Genomic DNA, 18,767 nt, shown 5'->3' with positions numbered 1-18,767 from the left:
CTTTATTTTATACTCTCAATCCAATTTAGTTTTTTGACACCGTATCTAAGAAGTAACTTCCAGTTGGATGATGTTCGAACCCTTGCACCCAGTTGCGGATACCTGAAACATTTTCTCTGGTTTGTAAGTAAACCCATGGCATCTCATCATTGATAATCTCTTGCGCTTCATGATAATAGGCCAAGCGTTCCTCTTGGTCAGAAGTGCTACGAGCTGCATCAAGTAATTCATCTACCCGTTCATTATGATAGAACGTACGATTTCCAGCTTCGCCAAAGCTACTTGAATGGAACAGTGGATACAATCCATAGTCAGCATCTGTTGTGATCGTTGTCCAACCTAGTAAGAACATATCTGGTTCACCAGCTGCTGCAGCATCTAAAAATGCTCCCCACTCCATTTGGTTGACCTCAACAGTGATACCTAATTCTTCTAAAGCAGCGGAAACAACCTGCGAGACACGGATTCGTTCTTGATTGTTATCACCGACATACAACGAAAGAGAGAACCCGCCATCTGGATAACCAGCTTCTGCTAATAGTTCTTTTGCTAATTCAACGTCATAAGGAGTAGCTTCCAAGTTTTCATTATATCCAAAAACCAATTCGTTGATCGGTCCACTCATTTGAGTCCCGATCCCCATATGAACCGTTTGAATAATCGATTCGACATCGATAGCATGGGCAATCGCGCGACGTACCCCTACTTCTTGCAATGGTGTATCATTTCGAACGTTGAAACCTAAGTATTCCGTTCCTAAATTTTCTGTCGCTAATAAAGTTAATTCATCGTTTTCTTCAACCTTTTCATTATCAGAAGGAGCGATATCATAAACAATATCGACGGTTCCTGACTCTAGTTCAATCAAACGAACACTTGAATCTGTAATTGTCCGAAACTCAATTCTTTCCATTCCCGCTGGCTCATCCCAGTGATCGTCAAATCGATCCAAGGTCACGTGACTACCGGTTGCCCATTCAACAAATTCAAAGGGCCCCGTTCCCACAACGCTGCTGATACCATAATCTTCACCAGCTTCTTCCACAGCTTTCTCACTCAAAATTCCAACCGCAGGATGTGCTAAATGAGTCAAGAAAGGCCCGAAGGCACCATTTGTCCCGATATGGATCGTATGATCATCGATCACTTCGATCGTATCAGGATCGATCGAACCAATGATATGACTGATCGAAGGTGAGTCCACCGCCCGTAGAAGGGTGTAGGCAACATCAGAAGCTGTCATCGCTTCCCCATTATGAAAGACAACATCTTCTCGCAACTTGAACTCATAAAGGTTCTCTTCAATTTCTTCCCACTCTGTTGCTAACCCTGGCACTAACTCAAGATCGTTCGTCTGTTTGATCAGTGTTTCATAAATCTGTCTTGCTACCCTGGTAGTTGCTTGGTCGTTCGTTTGATGGATATCTAATGTCACTGGATCCGCACCTGATGCGACCACTAATACATTAGGATCAGAACTAGCTCCCCCTGACACATTCCCTCCCGAACTATCTGTTGGGTCTTGGCCTCCACTACCACAAGCACCTAATACCATCAGACTTGTTAACAATACGAGAGCCCAGCTTGTTTTCCTTTTTTTCATGTTATCCTCCATTTCGTCCCCTGTAACTTAAGGTTTTTTTTTGCGCTCTTCTTAATACCAGCAAATATAGAAATTAGACGCACTGGTGTGTAATTTGGATCGAAAACACATACGCTCGTCCTGTTTTCTATCAACTAACTATAAAAAATTTGCTCATAATGAAGAAGCTTTTATCTGAATGATGAAAATTTTCAGATAATAACAAACTTTAGCTTGGAAATGTGATAGATTTGTGATGAACACCTAAGAAAATTGTCATTTTGTTAGAATAAAATGAAGAATTGCGATTTATTATCATTAATTTGACTTTTTTTTATAAGCTTCCTCTTTTTTAGATGCCGTTTTATTCCTAATTCCCTTCTTTAAAATAGAGCGAACGCTGATTCGTACAGAGAATCAGTGTCTTTAGCAAGACAGGAAGCTTTGCGAGTTTTTTTTTCATCTCACCAGAACCCCGATCCCTCTAGACTATTTGGAAAAGCTGAAATCGCTATTCATTTGACAAGAACTGATCGAAAGAAGCGTTATGCAAACTTTCTTCAGTTACATTTAACTAACGCTCCTTTAATTGTCCAAACGATCCTTTTAAGCAGAAAAAAGTACAATGGGCAAAAATATGCCTCACTGTACTTTTTAGTAAAAACGATCACCCGAATCAGTTATTTCTAATAAGGACCATTAGATCAGTGGAACAATGAAGTTGGTCCAAAGATGACTGATAGGCATCGCTAAAATCATTGCTGGGATCATATCTGCTACTGGGAATTCTTTGACTTTCATCATCCGAAATCCAGTAGCGATCATAAGAAATGCCCCCGCCGCTCGAAAATCGTTGATCATTTCTGGCGTTGTCAAAGGCAAAATCTGTTTCGCCCCCAAAAACAACAGGAAAAAGATAATAAATTGCGGTAGAGCGATGATCGAAACCACATAACCTAAATTTGCGGCAAAAATCGCAGCAGTGAAAAGATCCAGAATCGATTTTGAGATCAATATAGTGTTATCCCCTGTCATCCCAGCATCTAAAGAACCATATATGCCGGTTCCACTGGCACAAAATAAAACGATCGCTGTAGTTAACGCGGAGACAAACTCTTCTTGTGATAGTGTGCTTTCTTTGCTCTTTGCCATAGCAGCAATCGGTTTCTCCATCAAAGACGCACCATGATTGATCCACTTACCTAATTTCAAAACCAATCCTAACCCTGTTCCAATCACCACCGCAAAGACCACGGCTGGCATATTCTGCATTAAACCTAAAGTAAAAATCCCCATCGACATTGAACAAACCCCAAAGATCAAGGTAATCTGGGTCTTAAATTCTGCACTTAGCTTTTTTCCTGCTATCCCGCCGACGATTCCTCCAACGATAACAGATGAAACATTAATTAGTACTCCTGTGGGCATGCTTGGTTTCCCCTACTTTCACTTAATATCAAAGAACAGCGACCATCTCCACTTGAACGTGAACCCCCGGTTTCAATGAATGAACGGTGGTATGTCTTGCAGGTCGATTATCAGGGTCAGGGAATAGTTTCAGCCATTCTTTGTTTACAATTTCTTTGTATGATCGATCTGTCACTGATACGCTGAGATGGGCAATATTTTCGTTACTCCCACCTGCTTTTTCCATAATCTCAAGGATATAGGTAAATAGTTGTGCGACTTCTTCTTCTACAGTTTCTGGCATTTGTCCCGAAGAAGGATCGGTACCCATAAGTGCAGAAGTATAGACCATATTTCCAATTTTAACTGCTGTTGGTATTGGATTTTCATGCGCAGAACCGTTGATTTGAATCACTTGTCTTTTTGTCATGGTTATCACCTACTTGTTTTCATCATCGACTTGGTCAAGATAAACGACCCCTTGCTCTGATAAACGCCCACGCAAATTATGGAAATCCATACTTAAGATACCTGCCGCAATTTGCTCTTTGACCGTTGCTTCTTTTCGCATTCTTTTTTCTGCGCTTGCTAAAGTTGCCGCTAGGTTTTCTTTTTGAACGACGACTACCCCATCATCGTCAGCCATGATCAAATCACCGCCCCGCACGACTTGTCCAGCACAAGCTGCCGGTGCATTGACCCAACCACCTTTATTTTTGAACGTTCCTTTGGAGTAAATCGCTCTTGTCCATACTGGAAAACCTAGTTTACGAATTTGCGCAACATCCCGAGCAGCAGAATCGATCACCACTCCTTGTATACCGCGTTTCATCAAAGCAGTAACGATCAATTCGCCGATCATACCGCCGACATATTCGCCGCTGGTCGTCGTGATCACTAAAATATCTCCTGGCTGACAAACCTCGATCGCTGCATGAACCATAAGATTATCCCCTGGTGGACAGATGACTGTCACCGCAGGCCCGACGATTTGCTGACCTTCGATCAATGGTCGCATATAAGGCAACATCAGGCCAGTTTTGTCCTGTGCTTCATAGACAGTGGAAACATCATATTTCCGATAGTCCTTTAACGTATCTTCTGATGGGCGGTAGATATTTTTTAAAATATATTTATTCATTAGTTAAAGGCACCTCCTACATATGGAAAGAAACGTGTGAATGCTTCTGCATATTGATAGTCGTTATTTCCTGAACAACGTCTTGCCTGATTGCCCCGCAGCAAAGCTTTGGCACTGTAATAGTTGATCAAATGTTCCTGTGCTTTGAAGCAGTTCATTGCTGCTTGTTTTTGCTCATAGGTTTCAGTAATATCAATGATTACTTCTGGTTGAAAGCCACTGATCTCTGATTGGTGTGGTTCAAACCCGAAAAGCCGACTTTGCTTGCATCGTTTTGTGTCATCGATCTGGACACCGTTTGAGGTGGACAAAACGCTCGCCTCAAAAACAAAGTTAGAAACAAGTTCATGATCAGGATTAAACGCATCTTTTGGTCCATGGGTCAAAATGATATGTGGTTGAACGTCGCGCATCTTACGAACCATTCGATCCATTTCGACTTCGCCTACCGACATATGATAGTCTTGCAAATCCCATAGCTCATAATCCGTAACCCCTAAATGTTTTGCCGCTTTCATAATTTCTGAACGCCGAACTGATTTGACCTGCTCCAGCGTTTGACCTGGTTCATTCCATAAGTCGTTTGACTCACCTCGAGCGCCATAGCTCAAAACAACCAGTGAGACGTGCGCGCCATACTTGATGTATTTGGCGATCGTTCCGCCACTGCGCCAAATAAAGTCTCCGGCATGGGCACTAACAACTAATAAGCGTGTCTTTTCATCGATCAATGATGCTTCCAATTTTATTCCTCTTTTCTATGTTCTCTGTGGAAATGCTGCTTTTATTTATAAGGATTATTCCTCAACATGAGGTGTGCCGTACGTATGGAAGGTCGAAACAGTTTTATTGCCCCAAGCCTGTCCACGAGCGCGTTCCTCTTCGTCCCATGAGATGACTTCCCAGTCCGGTTGCAATACTAAATATCCTCCTGCGGCGATCTCGATGCGATTTCCACCTGGTTCATAACAATAAACAAAATACGTTTGATTGATCGCATGCTTACTTGGTGCAAATTCGATGTGAATGTCATTCTCACAGAAAATATCAGCCGCACGTGCGATCTCAGCAAACGAATCGACCGCCATTGCAATATGATGGAAACGTCCTTTTGAAGCGGTTGCATCTTTTGTGAAAACAACCACATAAGACTTGTTATTTGGACTGTACCAGACAGCTTGACGTGATCCGTCTTTAAATTTGATCTGTTCCGTGAGACGCATTCCAAGTAACTCTTCCATCATGTCGCCATCAGCCGGTGGGTTTGAGGACAAGAAATTGATGTGGTCTAAGTGTTTTACAGCTGCTCCCCGACCAGTAAATTTCTGCGGTTGATTTTTCAAACAAGGCTTAAGTTCAGGTGGCGCAACATATTTTACTGTTTCGTAGTAGAGCTCGTGGAGATGTCCATCGGGACCTTTAAAACGGTATGCTCGACCATGACCATAATCCCCTTCGATCCAGCCAACACCAAAACCAGCTTTTTCTAAGGCATTCGCTCGTCTTTCTAACGCTTCTGGACTAGTCGTTCGATACGCTGTGTGCTTGATTCCAGCAGTATTTGAAGCAGTCAAAATGACAGAATAAAGCTCATAGTCACCCCAACAACGTAAATAGACAGAGTCGTCTTTTTGATGGACTTCTTCCATTCCTAATACATCAATAAAGAATTTGGTGCTTTCGGATAACTTCGGTGTCACCAGTTCTACATGACTTAAGTGTGCAATTTCATGACTCATTTTCTGTTTCATTTTTCCACCTCATTATTTAATAGTTTTGTGTTCTATTTCTAGTACCAACCTTCTTACCTCCGGACAGTAAGCGATTACAAAAGTCTAAAAAATAAAACAACGGTTTTTCTTCTTGCTAGCAACGATCCAACAATGAATAACGTTAAACATTATTGTTGAACAATTTCATTCTACAATTCACTCTTTTCTTTGTCAACAGCTTTTGGTGATTCTTTTTTTGATCCATTTTTGTTCCCCCTAGAGGAAATCATTGACATACAACGGAAAATCCCTGTATAGTAAGTCTAGAAGATTGTTGAACAACATTTTTCAACAATAAAAAAAGCAGGTGAAGAGATGGAACAAAAAGCAGCATTACCCGTTGATAAAGCCTATGAATATATAAAAACGCGCATCATGGATGGACGTTTTCATCCTTCTCAGAAATTAATTGAGAACGATTTAGCACAAAGTATTGGTGCCAGCCGTAATACCATAAAAAAAGCGTTGCTTAAGCTTGAACAAGAGAATCTAGTTATTTTGGAACCAAACAAAGGAGCAAAAATTAAAGCCTTTGAATTGCAGGAAATCAAGAATTATTTGGAAATTCGGGAGGTTCTAGAAGGTGCGATTTTGCGTCGGACCGCCAAGACGATTTCTACCTCCGATATCAAAGCACTTGAAGATCTGATTGAGCAAATGAAGGAATTTGCAGCCTCCAATAATCTGAAAGGGTATTCACAATGCAATCAACAGTTTCATGAAATTATTTATCGTGCCTCAGAGAATCAGGAGGCAGTTGCCTTAGTCAAACAAATCAAAACACAATTGCAGCGATTGCAGCTTCGAACGAATCTCGTTCCCGGACGAATTGAGCAATCGATCCAAGAACATCAGCAGATATTGGCAGCGCTGAAAGCAAATGATGGCAGTGCTGCTCAAAAAGCGGTCGTTGCCCATATCACCCATTTAATAGAAACGATCGATGCGAATTATCAACAGCTGATTTAAGTAGAAAAACGTCTATTCTGATAAACTATAGCGACTAGACAAGATGAACCAGCGCTTTCGTTTCTGCTATATGTTTGAATGTGAGTTTTTTGATAAGCAATCAGTCCGTCTATTAGGAAAATTAAGGAGAAGCACACATGAACATTTCTTTTCGCCCCCCGCTATTACAAGACCTTAAGTCTATAATGGAAATTGAGCGAGCTAGTTTTACGGTAGATGAGGCAGCATCAGAAAAAGCGATGAAAGAGCGTATTTCAATCATTAAAGATAGTTTTTTGGTTGCAATCAATAACGACGATCAACCGATTGGCTATGTTGTTGGACCGATTATCCAGGAGCGGTATTTATATGATGAACTATTCGAAAAAACCAGTCTAAATCCTCCTTCTGGCGGTTATCAAAGCATTCTTAGTTTAGCTGTTGCACCCGAGTATCGACAGTTGAAGGTTGGTGGAAAACTTTTGAAGCAACTTATCCTGCAGTGTAAGGAGCAGCAAAGAACTGGAATTACATTGACCTGTTTGGAGCCATTGATCCCTTTCTACAAAAAACACGGTTTTAGTTTAGAAGGTCTTTCTGCTTCACAGCACGCAAATGTCCCTTGGTTTAATATGGTTTTAGAACTGAAACGAAATGAATAAAAAAAGAGATCACTTCGATCTGTAATGGTCTCTTTTTCGTCTAAAGAGCTCGATAATCATTTCCTTTGTGAAACCTGAGGAAGCGAGAATACTGTTTAAGCAAATGAGACATAGTAAAAAAAATCTGAGATTCTTCATTCTATTTACTAGTAATTAGAATGAGATAGATGTATTATTAAGATAAAAGAAATAAGTTGGTATAATTTTACTTAAAAGGAGAAAATACATGAAAAAAATATTTATTGCCTATTTTTTATGTTCAATGTTGGGTCTTGCAGCTTGTAGCACAGGTACCTCGGATAGTGTATCAACCAAAGAAAGCACTACTCGCACTTCGCTTACAAGTGAAAGTACTCTTTCCAGTTCCTCTTCTACAAATGAATCAATAGCTGAAACAACAACTGGAACAATTCCCAGCCAATCATCTGTTACACAGAACACACAAATCCAATCATCAGATATTGCGACTGATTCAAATACACAAGCGAATGCTGACGCTACGCTTTCTATGGAAGATCAAGCATTAGAAATGCTGTATGCCGCTAGACCAGAAATGAAAAATGACGATTATACATTCGCATTTTTCGGGATGGTTGGTGCTGATTATCTTTTCCGGGGTACAAGCATTTCGATTCGTAATCAAGGCGGATCGGGGACAATAGGATTTTTCCGAGTAACACCTGAAGGCGCTGTGATCGATACCGACTCATCGGGAAATCCTTACTAAATCATCCGTTCTTAATGATTCAAAGTTACTATTAAAAAGTTTTGCGGATTTCAACATCCCCAGAACCGAATAGTTGGATATGTTTTTCATTTTTCGAAGAACAAAATGAATAAAGAGAGAGCAAAAAAGAGTTGTCTTTTGCTTCTCTCTTTTTAATTGCCGGTTGTCCTTTTATTATTGGTCCTTCACATAAATCTCCTGATATTTTTCCATCAATGATTTTTTAGGATCATTGTATTCAAACATAACCCCATCTTTCAGAAATAAGATCTGCTGAGAGATCTCCTCCAAATTATACAAAATATGAGAAGAAACCATGATCGCTTTTCCTTCTGCAGCCAGCTGCTGCAAAATAGTCGAAACCAATAAAACATTGGTAGGATCCAGTCCGTTCATCACTTCGTCCATGAACATATATGACGTATCCCCGATTACTTGCATCGCAAAACAGAGCCGCTGACGCATGCCTAATGAATAGGTCGCTACGCGGTTTTTTGCATAATCTTCCATTTGTAGCAGAGCAATGATCGTTTCAACCTTCTTTGATGACTTCCAAATACTTTTGTATAGCTCAAGATGTTCAATACCGGTAAATTCCTCAAACAATTCACTTTGATCTGGTAATAGAGATACATTTTCTAATAAACGGCTTTTTTTCTTTAGCGAAGTGAAATCTTCGCCGTTTAATGTTATCTCACCAGAAAAGCACGGTACTTGTCCCAGGATTGCTTTCATCATTGTGGTCTTGCCAGTACCATTTGGCGCTACTAAACCAATAATCGCCTTTTCTGGCAATTCAAAGGAAATATTTTTTAGGATCTGCTTATCTCCAAAATTGACGGATAAATTCTGAATGCTCAACATTTTTTTCGTCTCCCTTCAATCAGATAGGTAAGCAGAAGCAAACCCGTTAAACGAACGATCCAGGCTAATAAGACCCTGACTCCGAAATCAAAACGCATCCGAGGATCATAATAATCAAACCAGCTTCTCCCCAATACGACCTTCCCAATACTAACAAAAGAAGTGGGGAAAAAATGCCAGCTATTGTATGCTCCGCCACCTCGAACCAGATAAAAATTACTGGAAACAAGCAGCAGCAATGAAAACATCGCACTAATAATCTGAGAAGAAAACCACTTATTTAGTAAAAACGCAAATAGAAAACCAAGAATCAGGAACAACACATAGAGAGCAAGGCAACGAAGCAACACGTTTCCCAACGTCGATAAAACAAAATTCACTTCGATACTACTCGTCCAATAAACCGCCACTGGATAATCTAAGCGCCCAACTTCATGGGTAAAGCTATAGAGAAAAACGCAAGCCATGACTGGTAAAAGCAAGCTGAGTCCATACGCTAACCCAGCTGCAGCTTTGGCTAAAAATCTGCGAGACTTGCGCAATGGAAATGTCGCAAGCAGTGTCTCATGTTTTTGGTCCCGTGTAAAACTATCACTAATTCCTAAAATGAAAAAGAAAAGCAAAGCCATTGGCAAGATCGTTTCACTGCTTCTGAGCAATGCCTGCAAAGCCGTTTTTTCCTCCAAGGCTTGTGCTGTCACCTCCCCCTCATAGCGGGCAAATTCCTGATATTTCAAGATATTTTTTTGATAGTCGTATTGTCCATCGATTTTTGCATTCGGATTATTGTTTAAATAATAAGGAATGTCGTAACGTAGAACCCCAATATCGTTTGCGAATAGCTGCTCGTCAGAAAATCGATACCATTCACTCGTGGCTTCAGCGTATTGCCGCCAATCATGATCATCGATCGCTGCTAATCGCATTTGATCCCATTTGTTCCAAATCGGAAATACACTCAGCGCATAATGAACATAAAAGTGAGTATTTTCATCCACAGTAGTATTTTCTAGAAATGTCTGTCTTTCCGCAACTCTGGTGTTGATAACAGGTCGATTGATTTTATCGATCGGCTCGAAAGTGGATGCGACCTGCAATGTATAGTAGACACCTAAGAAGAAAAGCAGGAAAAAAGAGACATATGTTCTTTTTTGGCGAAACTGTCGCTTTAATTCGAACATCCAGATACTCATTTCCTTAATCCCTCTTTCAATCGTTGTGTGGTCAACCAAAAAAGAGCGACCGTATAGATGAGCAAGAGGATCAGAGCGAAATAAAAAGAATAGAATGACCAATCACTGGCAAAAGCATAGTCTCCTTGAAGCAGCTGGAAGACATTCAGAAATTGAAATGGTGTAAGCAGCCAGATCCGACTAGGAACAATCAGCGGTAATGCCCCAAGTAAACTAGCAAGTAAGCAGGTTTGTAAGACGTCTTTCGTTACAGTAAAAATGAACGAGGTCAAACAAATGGCAAAGCCAGTGATGACAATCGTCATCAGAAAATACAAGAGCAAAAAGAGAAGAAATTCAACTGCTTGAATTTCCCGCAACCAATAGGCAAAAGGATATGAAAAATCAACATGATCAAAAAAGAAAGAACAAAAAACAGCACTGATCAAAAGCAAGCTGGTCCCTATGGTGCAAATTACCAGTCGAATGATGATAGGAATAAAAATTCGGTCTCGTTTTCTAAAAGGTAAGCTGTTGGAAAACTGCGGTCGTTTCACTTCTGAAAGAAAAAGATCTGCTGACCAGAAAACATTCAAATAAAAAAGTAGTGCGCCATAGAGTAAAAAGACGGTTTTCCAGTAGTCACTAAATCCTTGCTGATTCCAATGAAATTCGTTGCTTTTGGCAAGTACTTGTGTGAACTCACTTGTTTCTTGAACCACTTTTGCCTGTTTTGGAAACAGGGATTGGTCACTTTCAGCGGCATATTGCTCATAGAACGTTTCCATTTTTTCACCATAATCTATACTGGCAGACAGATACCGTTGGCGATTTTCTAACATAGCAGATTGTGTCATGGTTGCTAAAGCGTTGGATTGATCGATAAGACTAAGGTAACGCTCATCGGTATTCTCGACATCGGTCAAATCAATTTTTTGATAACTTTGCAAGGCGATATCGATAGATGATAGTCGTGCCTGAGCAATAGCTGCGACTGTTTCTGTCACATTTTTTTGAATGAAAACAAAAAATAGCGGCAATAACAGCAAGAATACTACTATAAAGCGATGCTTTAGGCTGTTTGTTTCTAATTTTAGGTAAAAGAGTAAGGTGTTTTTCAAAAGACGCTCCTTATGATTTCCATAGATAAACTTCAACATCACTACTTTCTACAAAAAGCTTGATGAATTAAAGTCCATTTTTTTAGTCTAAGTTAAAGATAAACCAAAGCATTTTCATCACATTTAAAAACTTTCATCTTTGTATTTTATATAAAAAGCTATTTTAACCTTAATATTTTCTATTTCATCAGTCAACACATTTTGAACGAAAAAAACCAAAGACAAATAAATGTCAATGGTTTGAATGACTCGATTCTCCTTAGTCACTTATTCCTATATTCCTATCCTCTATTTCCTTGGGCAGTAAAATAGTGACTGTTGTGTTGTCGTAGGCCTTAGAATGAATGCTGAGAGTTGCTTTTTTTCCGTACACAAGTTGAATTCTTGAACGGATATTTTCAAGCCCTAAACCAGTCGAATGGTTTGTAGAATCTTTGCTTTTTTCAAATCCCGGACCATCATCACTCACAGCTATTTTTATGGTAGTTTCTTGGACAACAATTTTCAAAAGAATAGTGACAGGGCGATTAACTTTTTCTACACCATATTTCACGGCATTCTCTATGAGAGGCTGTATGATTAGTTTTGGCACTCGAACCCGAAAGGCATCATCTCGGATATCGCTTTTGAAAATCAATCTGGTATCGAAACGGTTAGATTGGATATTAAGGTATGCTTGGATTACTTCCATTTCCTCTCGTAAAGACCAAAAAGAGTCCCCACTATCCAATTTATTTCGAAAGAGAAACGCTAAGGAAGTGACCATCTCAGAAATTTCTGTTTCGCCTTTGCCTAAAGCCATCCAATTGATCGAATTCAGTGTATTGTAAAGAAAATGTGGATCTAACTGAGCCTGAAGAAATTTGTATTCCATTTCCTTAGTTAATAGCTTTGACTGATAATCGTTGATCACTAGTTCTTCGATTTGATGGATCAATTTATTAAAGCTCGCATATAAAACACCGATTTCATCAGAACGGATTGGACCGCTAGTTGACTGAGAAATAGTTTTTAAATCATTTAAATCTGCTTCCCCGTTGAATTTTTTCATTTGCTTTGCTAGACGATTAATAGGATCAATCAGATTTTGTAAGTAGCGTTTCCCGAAATAAATACTGATACTAAATACAAAAATGATTGTAATAATAATAAAAATTTCAGCTTTGACTAATTGTTCAACGAGCAAATGGTTCAGAATAAAGTAATAAAATGTAATTTCATTTTGACCTATTCTAGCATTAGCAGACATTGTTCCCATTGATTTTTCCAATTTCATATTTATTCTCACGACTCGCCTGCCCCGCCTTGGGTTGAATAAAAGGCAGAAAGCTTTCCTGTCCGTCCCAATTTGTTGAGGAAATCGACTTGCCATTGATTAAAACAAAGAAGTCTTCTCTTGAAAAGACAGGTGACTCTTTGAGAAAGTTTTGAATAAACATTGTATTAACAGAAATGACCACTGTCCCGATTGGCGCCATCTTTGAGCTTCCCCGAGTACTAAAAATTGTTTGAACAAACACCGATTCTTTTAGTTCTTTATCGAAATACCACGAGCCACTGTTAGCAGTTCTAGGACTCTCTTCTACGATTGATAGCAGACTTTTTCCGTCAAAAAAATTCTGATCATGAGAAGTAGTACCCGAAATTCGTTCATTTTTATTATTTAGAAGTTCAATTGATTTCACATTAGGTTTATCAGCGATTATCCAATTCAATTCTTTGAGGGCTTTTCGTTGAAGACTTGATAAGTCGGAAAGGGCTAACTCAGTATTGATTGACTCTTCCAGAGCATTCTGTATTGTGGCGTTACGATGAATTTCTGTGGGAATCTTTGCAATCGTATTTAATTCATTTTCTACATTCATTGATAAAATCGAGAGTTTTTCCTGATTATTATTATAAATTTCAGTGGATAACATCTTAATAAAAAATAATCCGATAAAGAGGAGTAATAAAGTTACCACTAAAAATAAAACATAAAATAGAATGCTTAATTTGGTTTGATATGAAAGATCATGGTAAAATTCACGACATTTTTTTATCATGTACAATCCTCAGCTGTTTTATAATAAGAAAACTTGAAAAGCTAACACATAAGTCTATTTGAAAAACTAATTTCGTACATCTCGCAAACTTACTCTGATTTTTCTTGCTAACTTTTCATCCGTCAACGCTTTTTTAGTATTTGAAAGCAACATAACTCTTGATTCAGTGGAGTCCATAATATATTTTCTCTCCCACTGGTCTTGATCTGGACCATCACCAATGATGCGAATGTAAGACAACAGACTTTCGATCATCTCTTTTGTCAATGTTAGGTTAGTATAGCCGTCGTTTTCATAAAAATCATACCATTTATCACTAGGATTTTCCTTCAATATTTGAATTAATTGGTGGATTTCTTCTAACGCATCGAAAACTTTTATAAATACAAAGACCATTTCTTCCCGATCAAGCATCTGATAAGCGTCTAACAAGTGGAGCAGTGCTTTTAATGTTTTGCATTGAACAGCTACTGAGAGGTAAATATCATTAAAAAAGCGAGCATTTTGCGCATGTTTATCCTGAAGGGATAATGTAATCTGCTGGCATCTCAGCAATAGATTCTCCCAGGCTGCTATCTTTTCTCCTACCATAGAGAAAATTTCTGTGACTTGCTCCTTGATTTTCCGACTACCCGTCAACCATTCTAATCTCGGAATTTTTGTTTCTTGCTTAAGCCAGGATTGAATAATTTTTCGAATCAAATAACAGGTAAACTCGTCCCCAGCGGTTTGATCCTCATGTGTTCCATAGCGGATAACCGCTTCAAAGTAAGCTTCATAGACAGCTTGGATCTCTTCTTGCTGATTTTGATAGTATTGTGTTACATGCTCTGAAATTATCTCTTGATTGGTTCGTAACTGATAATCTGCTCGCCAGAAATTCGCTATTTCTTGTAAGAACAAAATATGCGGTTTTATGTTACCTGTATTAACTAAGACAAACTTATCCATCTTGACTTCTCTAACCGCCATTAACTCTCTAGAAACAAATTCTGGGCTATTAGGCAAGATCGTCAAGAAATTAGATGCTTGTAAATCATGAAAGGCAACGTGATAATAGATTCCTCTTGATTGATTTGGTTTTGGTGTGTTTGTTAGCACCTCATCTCGTGGATCGTGATTCCCTTGTCTACGAGAAACCATTTTGCCATAACCATTATCCGCCCAAATCTCAATCACATCATCTGGAAGCTCAAGTAAGCCAAGATTAAATAATTCCGTCATTTCCCCATAAATGTTCATTGAACATACTGCATGAGGATCGACTTCTTTAACCATCTGATATTGTAGATGGACGATTTCGTTGATCACTGCTGCTTTTTCCGCTGCTGACCACTGTCGATCGAGATCTTCTGCCCAAAAAGGACAATCCCCTTGTCCGCGAAAACCAAGTGTGTAGATAACCTTGGTACCTTTTTGCTCGTGTAAGGCTTTTTTCCATAATTCCTGAAACAACTCAAAATGTTCCTCGTATGAAGCCTTCAAACCAGGATACCTTCTAGCAAACATCTCAGCGCCTAGTGGCTCGGCATGATGATGTGTATAGATCAACCCCATCGCTTGCGCACTTTCTCGATGTCTATGACTGTTCTTATCTGTTCCAGGGATGATGACATTTCCGCCTAAACGTAACAATGTTTCATAAATCCGTTCCCATACATATTCATTTGAACCATTATCTTCCCATTGATCCAGCAGCAACTCATCATTAACGAACCAGCCCCGATAGTCCGTTGCAAAATCAGGCAATGTTAAATCAAAATTTGTCCATTCAACAAATGGCTTTTTTATTGGAGGAATATCCATGAAATACCAAAAGGGTTGAACATCTAAAATTTTATGAGAGATTTCAAGAACCCCATACATTAATCCTAACGGTGTTTCAGCACACACTTTTACTTTATCTGGCGATACGAAAAGTATATGAAAATCATCCTTTTCATTTTTTTCATCAAGTAAAACCAATTCAATTTCATTTGCCTTCCTCGTGTCTGTCACAACGGTTGAAATGTCACGCTGCAAGATCTTGCAAGCATGTCCAATCACTTCATTTTCCAGCTGTTTTGACGTGACAGAAGTATTTTTCGAAATGAAAAATGTTGTTTCCATGTAATCACCCGTTTCATTTTGTATAAACACTTTTTATCATTAAATCTTACAGACGAAATTTTAGTAACACTTCAGAAACAATTGATTTGCCTCTTTTCCTTTCACTCCTGTTCTTCGATCGATGGTTTTCCGCCATTTCTTAGTCTTACATCAGTAAGCGCTAATGTCTCGACGTTGTTTACTTGAATTTTTGCTTTTTGATCCGGACTATTGAATAGAATAATATCTTTCAAGACAATGTTTTTTAAAGAAGAAACTCTACTCCCTTTGCTAAATCCTTTTAAAAGAATGATTTATTGGGATCAGTGATTTGGCAATGAACGAGCGAAATATTTTCGATGACCGGTAATGCTTGATCCGCTTTACCATCAGAATTATATGCAACTTCATGGATACAGCAACCATCAATTTGACAATTAAAAACTTCGATATTCCGAATAAACCCACCTCGGTTACCATGCGCTTTGATATCTAACCCATAATTTGTATTTTTTATGAGGCAATTCTCAATCAAAACATCATTTACTCCACCAGACATTTCACTACCAATTGCCATGCCATTACCACCAACCATCTCTAAATCAAAAATCCATATTTTTTCCGCTGGTATAGCTATTTCATTTCCTTCTGGGTTTTTTCCAGATTTAATAGCGATACAATCATCTCCAGTATCAAATCTCGTATCGAAGATCATTAAATTTTTGGAAGAATCTGGATCCCAGCCATCCCCATTATCAACACCACGTGATCTGATTAAAATATCGTTCGTCGTTACTGTATCGCAATAAAGTATATGGATTGTCCAACAAGGTGGGTTTTCGAATGTCACTTCTGTAATGTGAACGTTCTTACACTGAATAAGACTAAGAAGTCGGCCTCTCGTCCTTCTTCCGGGTATACCATCAGATTCGTATTCTGGGTATTGCTCACTGTCTGAGTATATCTCTCGCATTGCATAACCAAGAGAGTTTCCTCCACCAACGATACGACCTTTGCCACAGATTCGTATATTTTGGCAGTAAATGTTCCTTCTATCTTCTGGATTTAACCACCCGGCATTAACTAAACTTCTGTAGCAATACATTTCCCATCCTTCGTAGCGAGAAAGGACTAATCCGTCTTGATTGAACTCGCCTGGACATTCAGAATCTGGTGAAATTGTATAGTCTTTTGGATCGAGACTGCCTTGTAAAGTCCCGTCTACTTGAAAGGTCATATCACTTTTTAGCTGCAATGCCCCTGACAACACTGTCGTTTTCTCTGGTATGAGGACAATTCCTCCTTTAGGACAATCATTGATTGCTTTTTGAAGACGTTCCGTTGAGCATTTTTCACCAGTAGGATCTGCAAAATATGGACTAGCGGTGACATCAATCACACTTTTTTTATCTAACGTTTTCACGTATAAAAGCTCAGAAGAAACAGTTTTGCCATTTTCTAAATTCGCGATGACTTGGAACTGATAATTGCATTCAGGCATCAAATTTTTAAAGGTATAATGGGTTTTCTTTGCTTCTTGTGTCGCCACATTCTTGCCGTTTTTAAAGATATCATATGTTGCAACCGCAATACCTGAGCGCTTACTTTTCCAAACGATCGATATCCGATCATCAGAAAGTGTTGCTGGTGCAAAACAAATGTTGAATTTTTCTGAACTCATTTAATCACCTTTCTGCTAGACTTTTTTAGGCTTTTATCGCTTATATAATGAACCATTGTCAGGATCATCGCACTTGCAAACAAAAAATTTAAATAAGGAAAAAAATAGTATAGGCTAAGTAAAGTAAGAAAAAGGATAAATATAATCATCGTATGAGTGAAATATCGGAAACTGCGAAACAAACAACTTCTCAGTTGATCTTTCCAACTCAATCCGCTTTCATTCATGCCTAATAGGTGTAAAATCGCTACTGAACTATACATCGATAACGACAAAAAAATTGGAGCATAGTAGATAAATTGATCTTGTGAAAAAGCAATAAAAATATTGATGGTCAGTAACGAAAAAAGGAAGCTATAAAGTAATCCTCGTTTCACCTCTTTAAAGAAACTTTTTTTCCAAATCCACAAATATCTCTTAAAAGAGATTGGGCTTTCAATTACGCAAAACAAAGTCTTGATTGCTGGATACAGAAACATGCTAGTAAGAATATACAACCACAAAGTTTCAGGTACAAAGGCAATATAAATGTTGAGGATGATCCAAGGCAGAATCGTCAAATTGAACAAAAAATTCAATTTGACGATCCGATAGACCCCGTCCATCAATGCACCGATAGTCGATGGACTGATTAGTTTCCCAAAATATTTTGCCATAAATTCCTCTCCTTACCCTTTTATGCCTCCTGCTGAAATGCCATCCACAAATTGTTTAGACGCGCAGAAGAACAAAATGATCGAAGGCAACAAGCTAATGACCGACATCGCTATTACCTGATTCCATGCAATCGAACTAGAAGCATCCATTGACATCTTTAGTGCAATTGCCACAGGAAATTTCTCTACACTGGAAATGTAAATCAATGGGCCTAAAAAGTCGTTCATTGACCACATAAATTGGAATAAGGAAATAGTGACAACAGACGGTCGAAGAATGGGTAATAAAACTTTTGTAAATACTTGAAAAGAATTACACCCATCGATCGTTGCGGCTTCGTCAAACTCTTTCGGAATTCCCCTTAAAAATTGAATCAACATAAATACAAAAAATGGTTCTTGTGCAAAAACGGCGGGAGCGATCAATGGCACATAGCTATCAAGAAAGCCTAATTGATTCCACAACATATATAAAGGAATTCGCGTGACGACCCCCGGCAAAAATAGCGTTGAGATCAGCAAACTAAAAAGAATTTTTTTAAAAGGAAAATCAAATCGAGCAAAGCCATAAGCCACAATTGGACACATGATGGCTGTAAAAAGAACTTTCGGAATGACAATTTTAAACGTATTGATAAAAAATGTCGTAAAGGTGAACTGGGTTCCAGTTTCCCACCCTTTAATGTAGGAAGAAAAATCCAAGCTCGACGGAATAAAACTTATGGAGGTGAAAATTTCTGCATTTGTTTTAAACGACGCTCCGACTAACCATATAATTGGATAAAGCATTAGAAATGCTACTGAGATAAGTAAGGTATACCGAATGGTGGTATTGATTCTTTGCTTATTTTTCACAAAAGCATTTTTCTTATAGCTATCCATTTTGATTTCTGATGCCATA

17 protein-coding genes are annotated in these 18,767 nt (G+C 38.7%); 3 read left to right on the top strand and 14 right to left on the bottom strand.

What is annotated here, in order from left to right; all coding sequences use genetic code 11:
- Positions 1–25: 25 nt before the first annotated feature.
- The 6 genes from IGJ44_RS08135 to IGJ44_RS08110 form a co-directional block, all read right to left on the bottom strand.
- Positions 26–1,603 carry an ABC transporter substrate-binding protein gene (locus tag IGJ44_RS08135; RefSeq protein WP_167827283.1) on the bottom strand — a complete coding sequence of 526 codons (1,578 nt, stop codon included), beginning with the start codon at positions 1,601–1,603 and terminating at the stop codon, positions 26–28.
- Between the two features lie 678 nt (positions 1,604–2,281).
- Positions 2,282–3,010, bottom strand: a complete 729-nt coding sequence (locus IGJ44_RS08130) for a DUF554 domain-containing protein (protein WP_015509665.1) — start codon at positions 3,008–3,010, stop codon at positions 2,282–2,284.
- Between the two features lie 28 nt (positions 3,011–3,038).
- Complete coding sequence (locus IGJ44_RS08125) at positions 3,039–3,419, bottom strand: RidA family protein (RefSeq protein WP_167827284.1); 381 nt, start codon at positions 3,417–3,419, stop codon at positions 3,039–3,041.
- Positions 3,420–3,428: 9 nt separating this feature from the next.
- Positions 3,429–4,130: a 4-carboxy-4-hydroxy-2-oxoadipate aldolase/oxaloacetate decarboxylase gene (locus IGJ44_RS08120; protein WP_167827285.1), complete on the bottom strand. Its 702-nt coding sequence runs from the start codon at positions 4,128–4,130 to the stop codon at positions 3,429–3,431.
- Positions 4,130–4,873, bottom strand: coding sequence for a PIG-L deacetylase family protein (locus IGJ44_RS08115; protein WP_205821434.1), 744 nt, complete (start codon positions 4,871–4,873; stop codon positions 4,130–4,132). Before IGJ44_RS08115 ends, IGJ44_RS08120 begins: the two co-directional genes overlap by 1 nt.
- Before the next feature lie 54 nt (positions 4,874–4,927).
- Positions 4,928–5,881, bottom strand: coding sequence for a catechol 2,3-dioxygenase (locus IGJ44_RS08110; RefSeq protein ID WP_430606546.1), 954 nt, complete (start codon positions 5,879–5,881; stop codon positions 4,928–4,930).
- A gap of 336 nt (positions 5,882–6,217) precedes the next feature.
- Here IGJ44_RS08110 and IGJ44_RS08105 point away from each other — a divergent pair, with 336 nt between their 5' ends.
- The 3 genes from IGJ44_RS08105 (at position 6,218) to IGJ44_RS08095 (ending at position 8,239) form a co-directional block, all read left to right on the top strand.
- Complete coding sequence (locus IGJ44_RS08105; protein WP_167827287.1) at positions 6,218–6,871, top strand: GntR family transcriptional regulator; 654 nt, start codon at positions 6,218–6,220, stop codon at positions 6,869–6,871.
- A gap of 137 nt (positions 6,872–7,008) precedes the next feature.
- Complete coding sequence (locus tag IGJ44_RS08100; protein WP_086295329.1) at positions 7,009–7,512, top strand: GNAT family N-acetyltransferase; 504 nt, start codon at positions 7,009–7,011, stop codon at positions 7,510–7,512.
- Between the two features lie 226 nt (positions 7,513–7,738).
- A complete protein-coding gene (locus tag IGJ44_RS08095; protein WP_010748304.1) occupies positions 7,739–8,239 on the top strand; it encodes a hypothetical protein in 501 nt (166 codons plus the stop codon).
- A 174-nt stretch (positions 8,240–8,413) separates the two neighbouring features.
- On the opposite strand, the gene IGJ44_RS08090 is transcribed toward IGJ44_RS08095, so the two are convergent.
- The 8 genes from IGJ44_RS08090 to IGJ44_RS08055 form a co-directional block, all read right to left on the bottom strand.
- A complete protein-coding gene (locus IGJ44_RS08090) occupies positions 8,414–9,103 on the bottom strand; it encodes an ABC transporter ATP-binding protein (protein ID WP_167827288.1) in 690 nt (229 codons plus the stop codon).
- Positions 9,097–10,296 (bottom strand): Tat pathway signal sequence domain protein, encoded by a 1,200-nt coding sequence (locus tag IGJ44_RS08085; RefSeq protein WP_430606544.1) that lies wholly within the window; start codon positions 10,294–10,296, stop codon positions 9,097–9,099. Before IGJ44_RS08085 ends, IGJ44_RS08090 begins: the two co-directional genes overlap by 7 nt.
- Entirely contained in the window at positions 10,293–11,396 is a 1,104-nt protein-coding gene (locus IGJ44_RS08080; RefSeq protein ID WP_430606542.1) for a hypothetical protein, read from the bottom strand. The genes IGJ44_RS08085 and IGJ44_RS08080 overlap by 4 nt, the downstream gene beginning before the upstream one ends.
- Positions 11,397–11,655: 259 nt before the next feature.
- Complete coding sequence (locus tag IGJ44_RS08075) at positions 11,656–12,672, bottom strand: sensor histidine kinase (RefSeq protein WP_430606540.1); 1,017 nt, start codon at positions 12,670–12,672, stop codon at positions 11,656–11,658.
- A complete protein-coding gene (locus IGJ44_RS08070) occupies positions 12,635–13,441 on the bottom strand; it encodes a hypothetical protein (RefSeq protein WP_430606538.1) in 807 nt (268 codons plus the stop codon). The genes IGJ44_RS08075 and IGJ44_RS08070 overlap by 38 nt, the downstream gene beginning before the upstream one ends.
- Before the next feature lie 66 nt (positions 13,442–13,507).
- Positions 13,508–15,550, bottom strand: coding sequence for a glycosyl hydrolase 115 family protein (locus tag IGJ44_RS08065; protein WP_205821436.1), 2,043 nt, complete (start codon positions 15,548–15,550; stop codon positions 13,508–13,510).
- Between the two features lie 280 nt (positions 15,551–15,830).
- The gene (locus tag IGJ44_RS08060) at positions 15,831–17,210 is read right to left on the bottom strand and encodes a glycosyl hydrolase family 28 protein (RefSeq protein ID WP_430606536.1); all 1,380 of its coding nucleotides are present in this window, start codon (positions 17,208–17,210) and stop codon (positions 15,831–15,833) included.
- 668 nt (positions 17,211–17,878) lie between these two features.
- Positions 17,879–18,766 carry a carbohydrate ABC transporter permease gene (locus IGJ44_RS08055; protein ID WP_016609493.1) on the bottom strand — a complete coding sequence of 296 codons (888 nt, stop codon included), beginning with the start codon at positions 18,764–18,766 and terminating at the stop codon, positions 17,879–17,881.
- Between the last annotated feature and the right edge of the window lies 1 nt (position 18,767).

This window comes from Enterococcus sp. DIV1368d, from assembly GCF_050542975.1.
Taxonomy (GTDB): domain Bacteria; phylum Bacillota; class Bacilli; order Lactobacillales; family Enterococcaceae; genus Enterococcus_D; species Enterococcus_D casseliflavus.
This window is presented reverse-complemented; position numbering and strand designations above follow the sequence as displayed.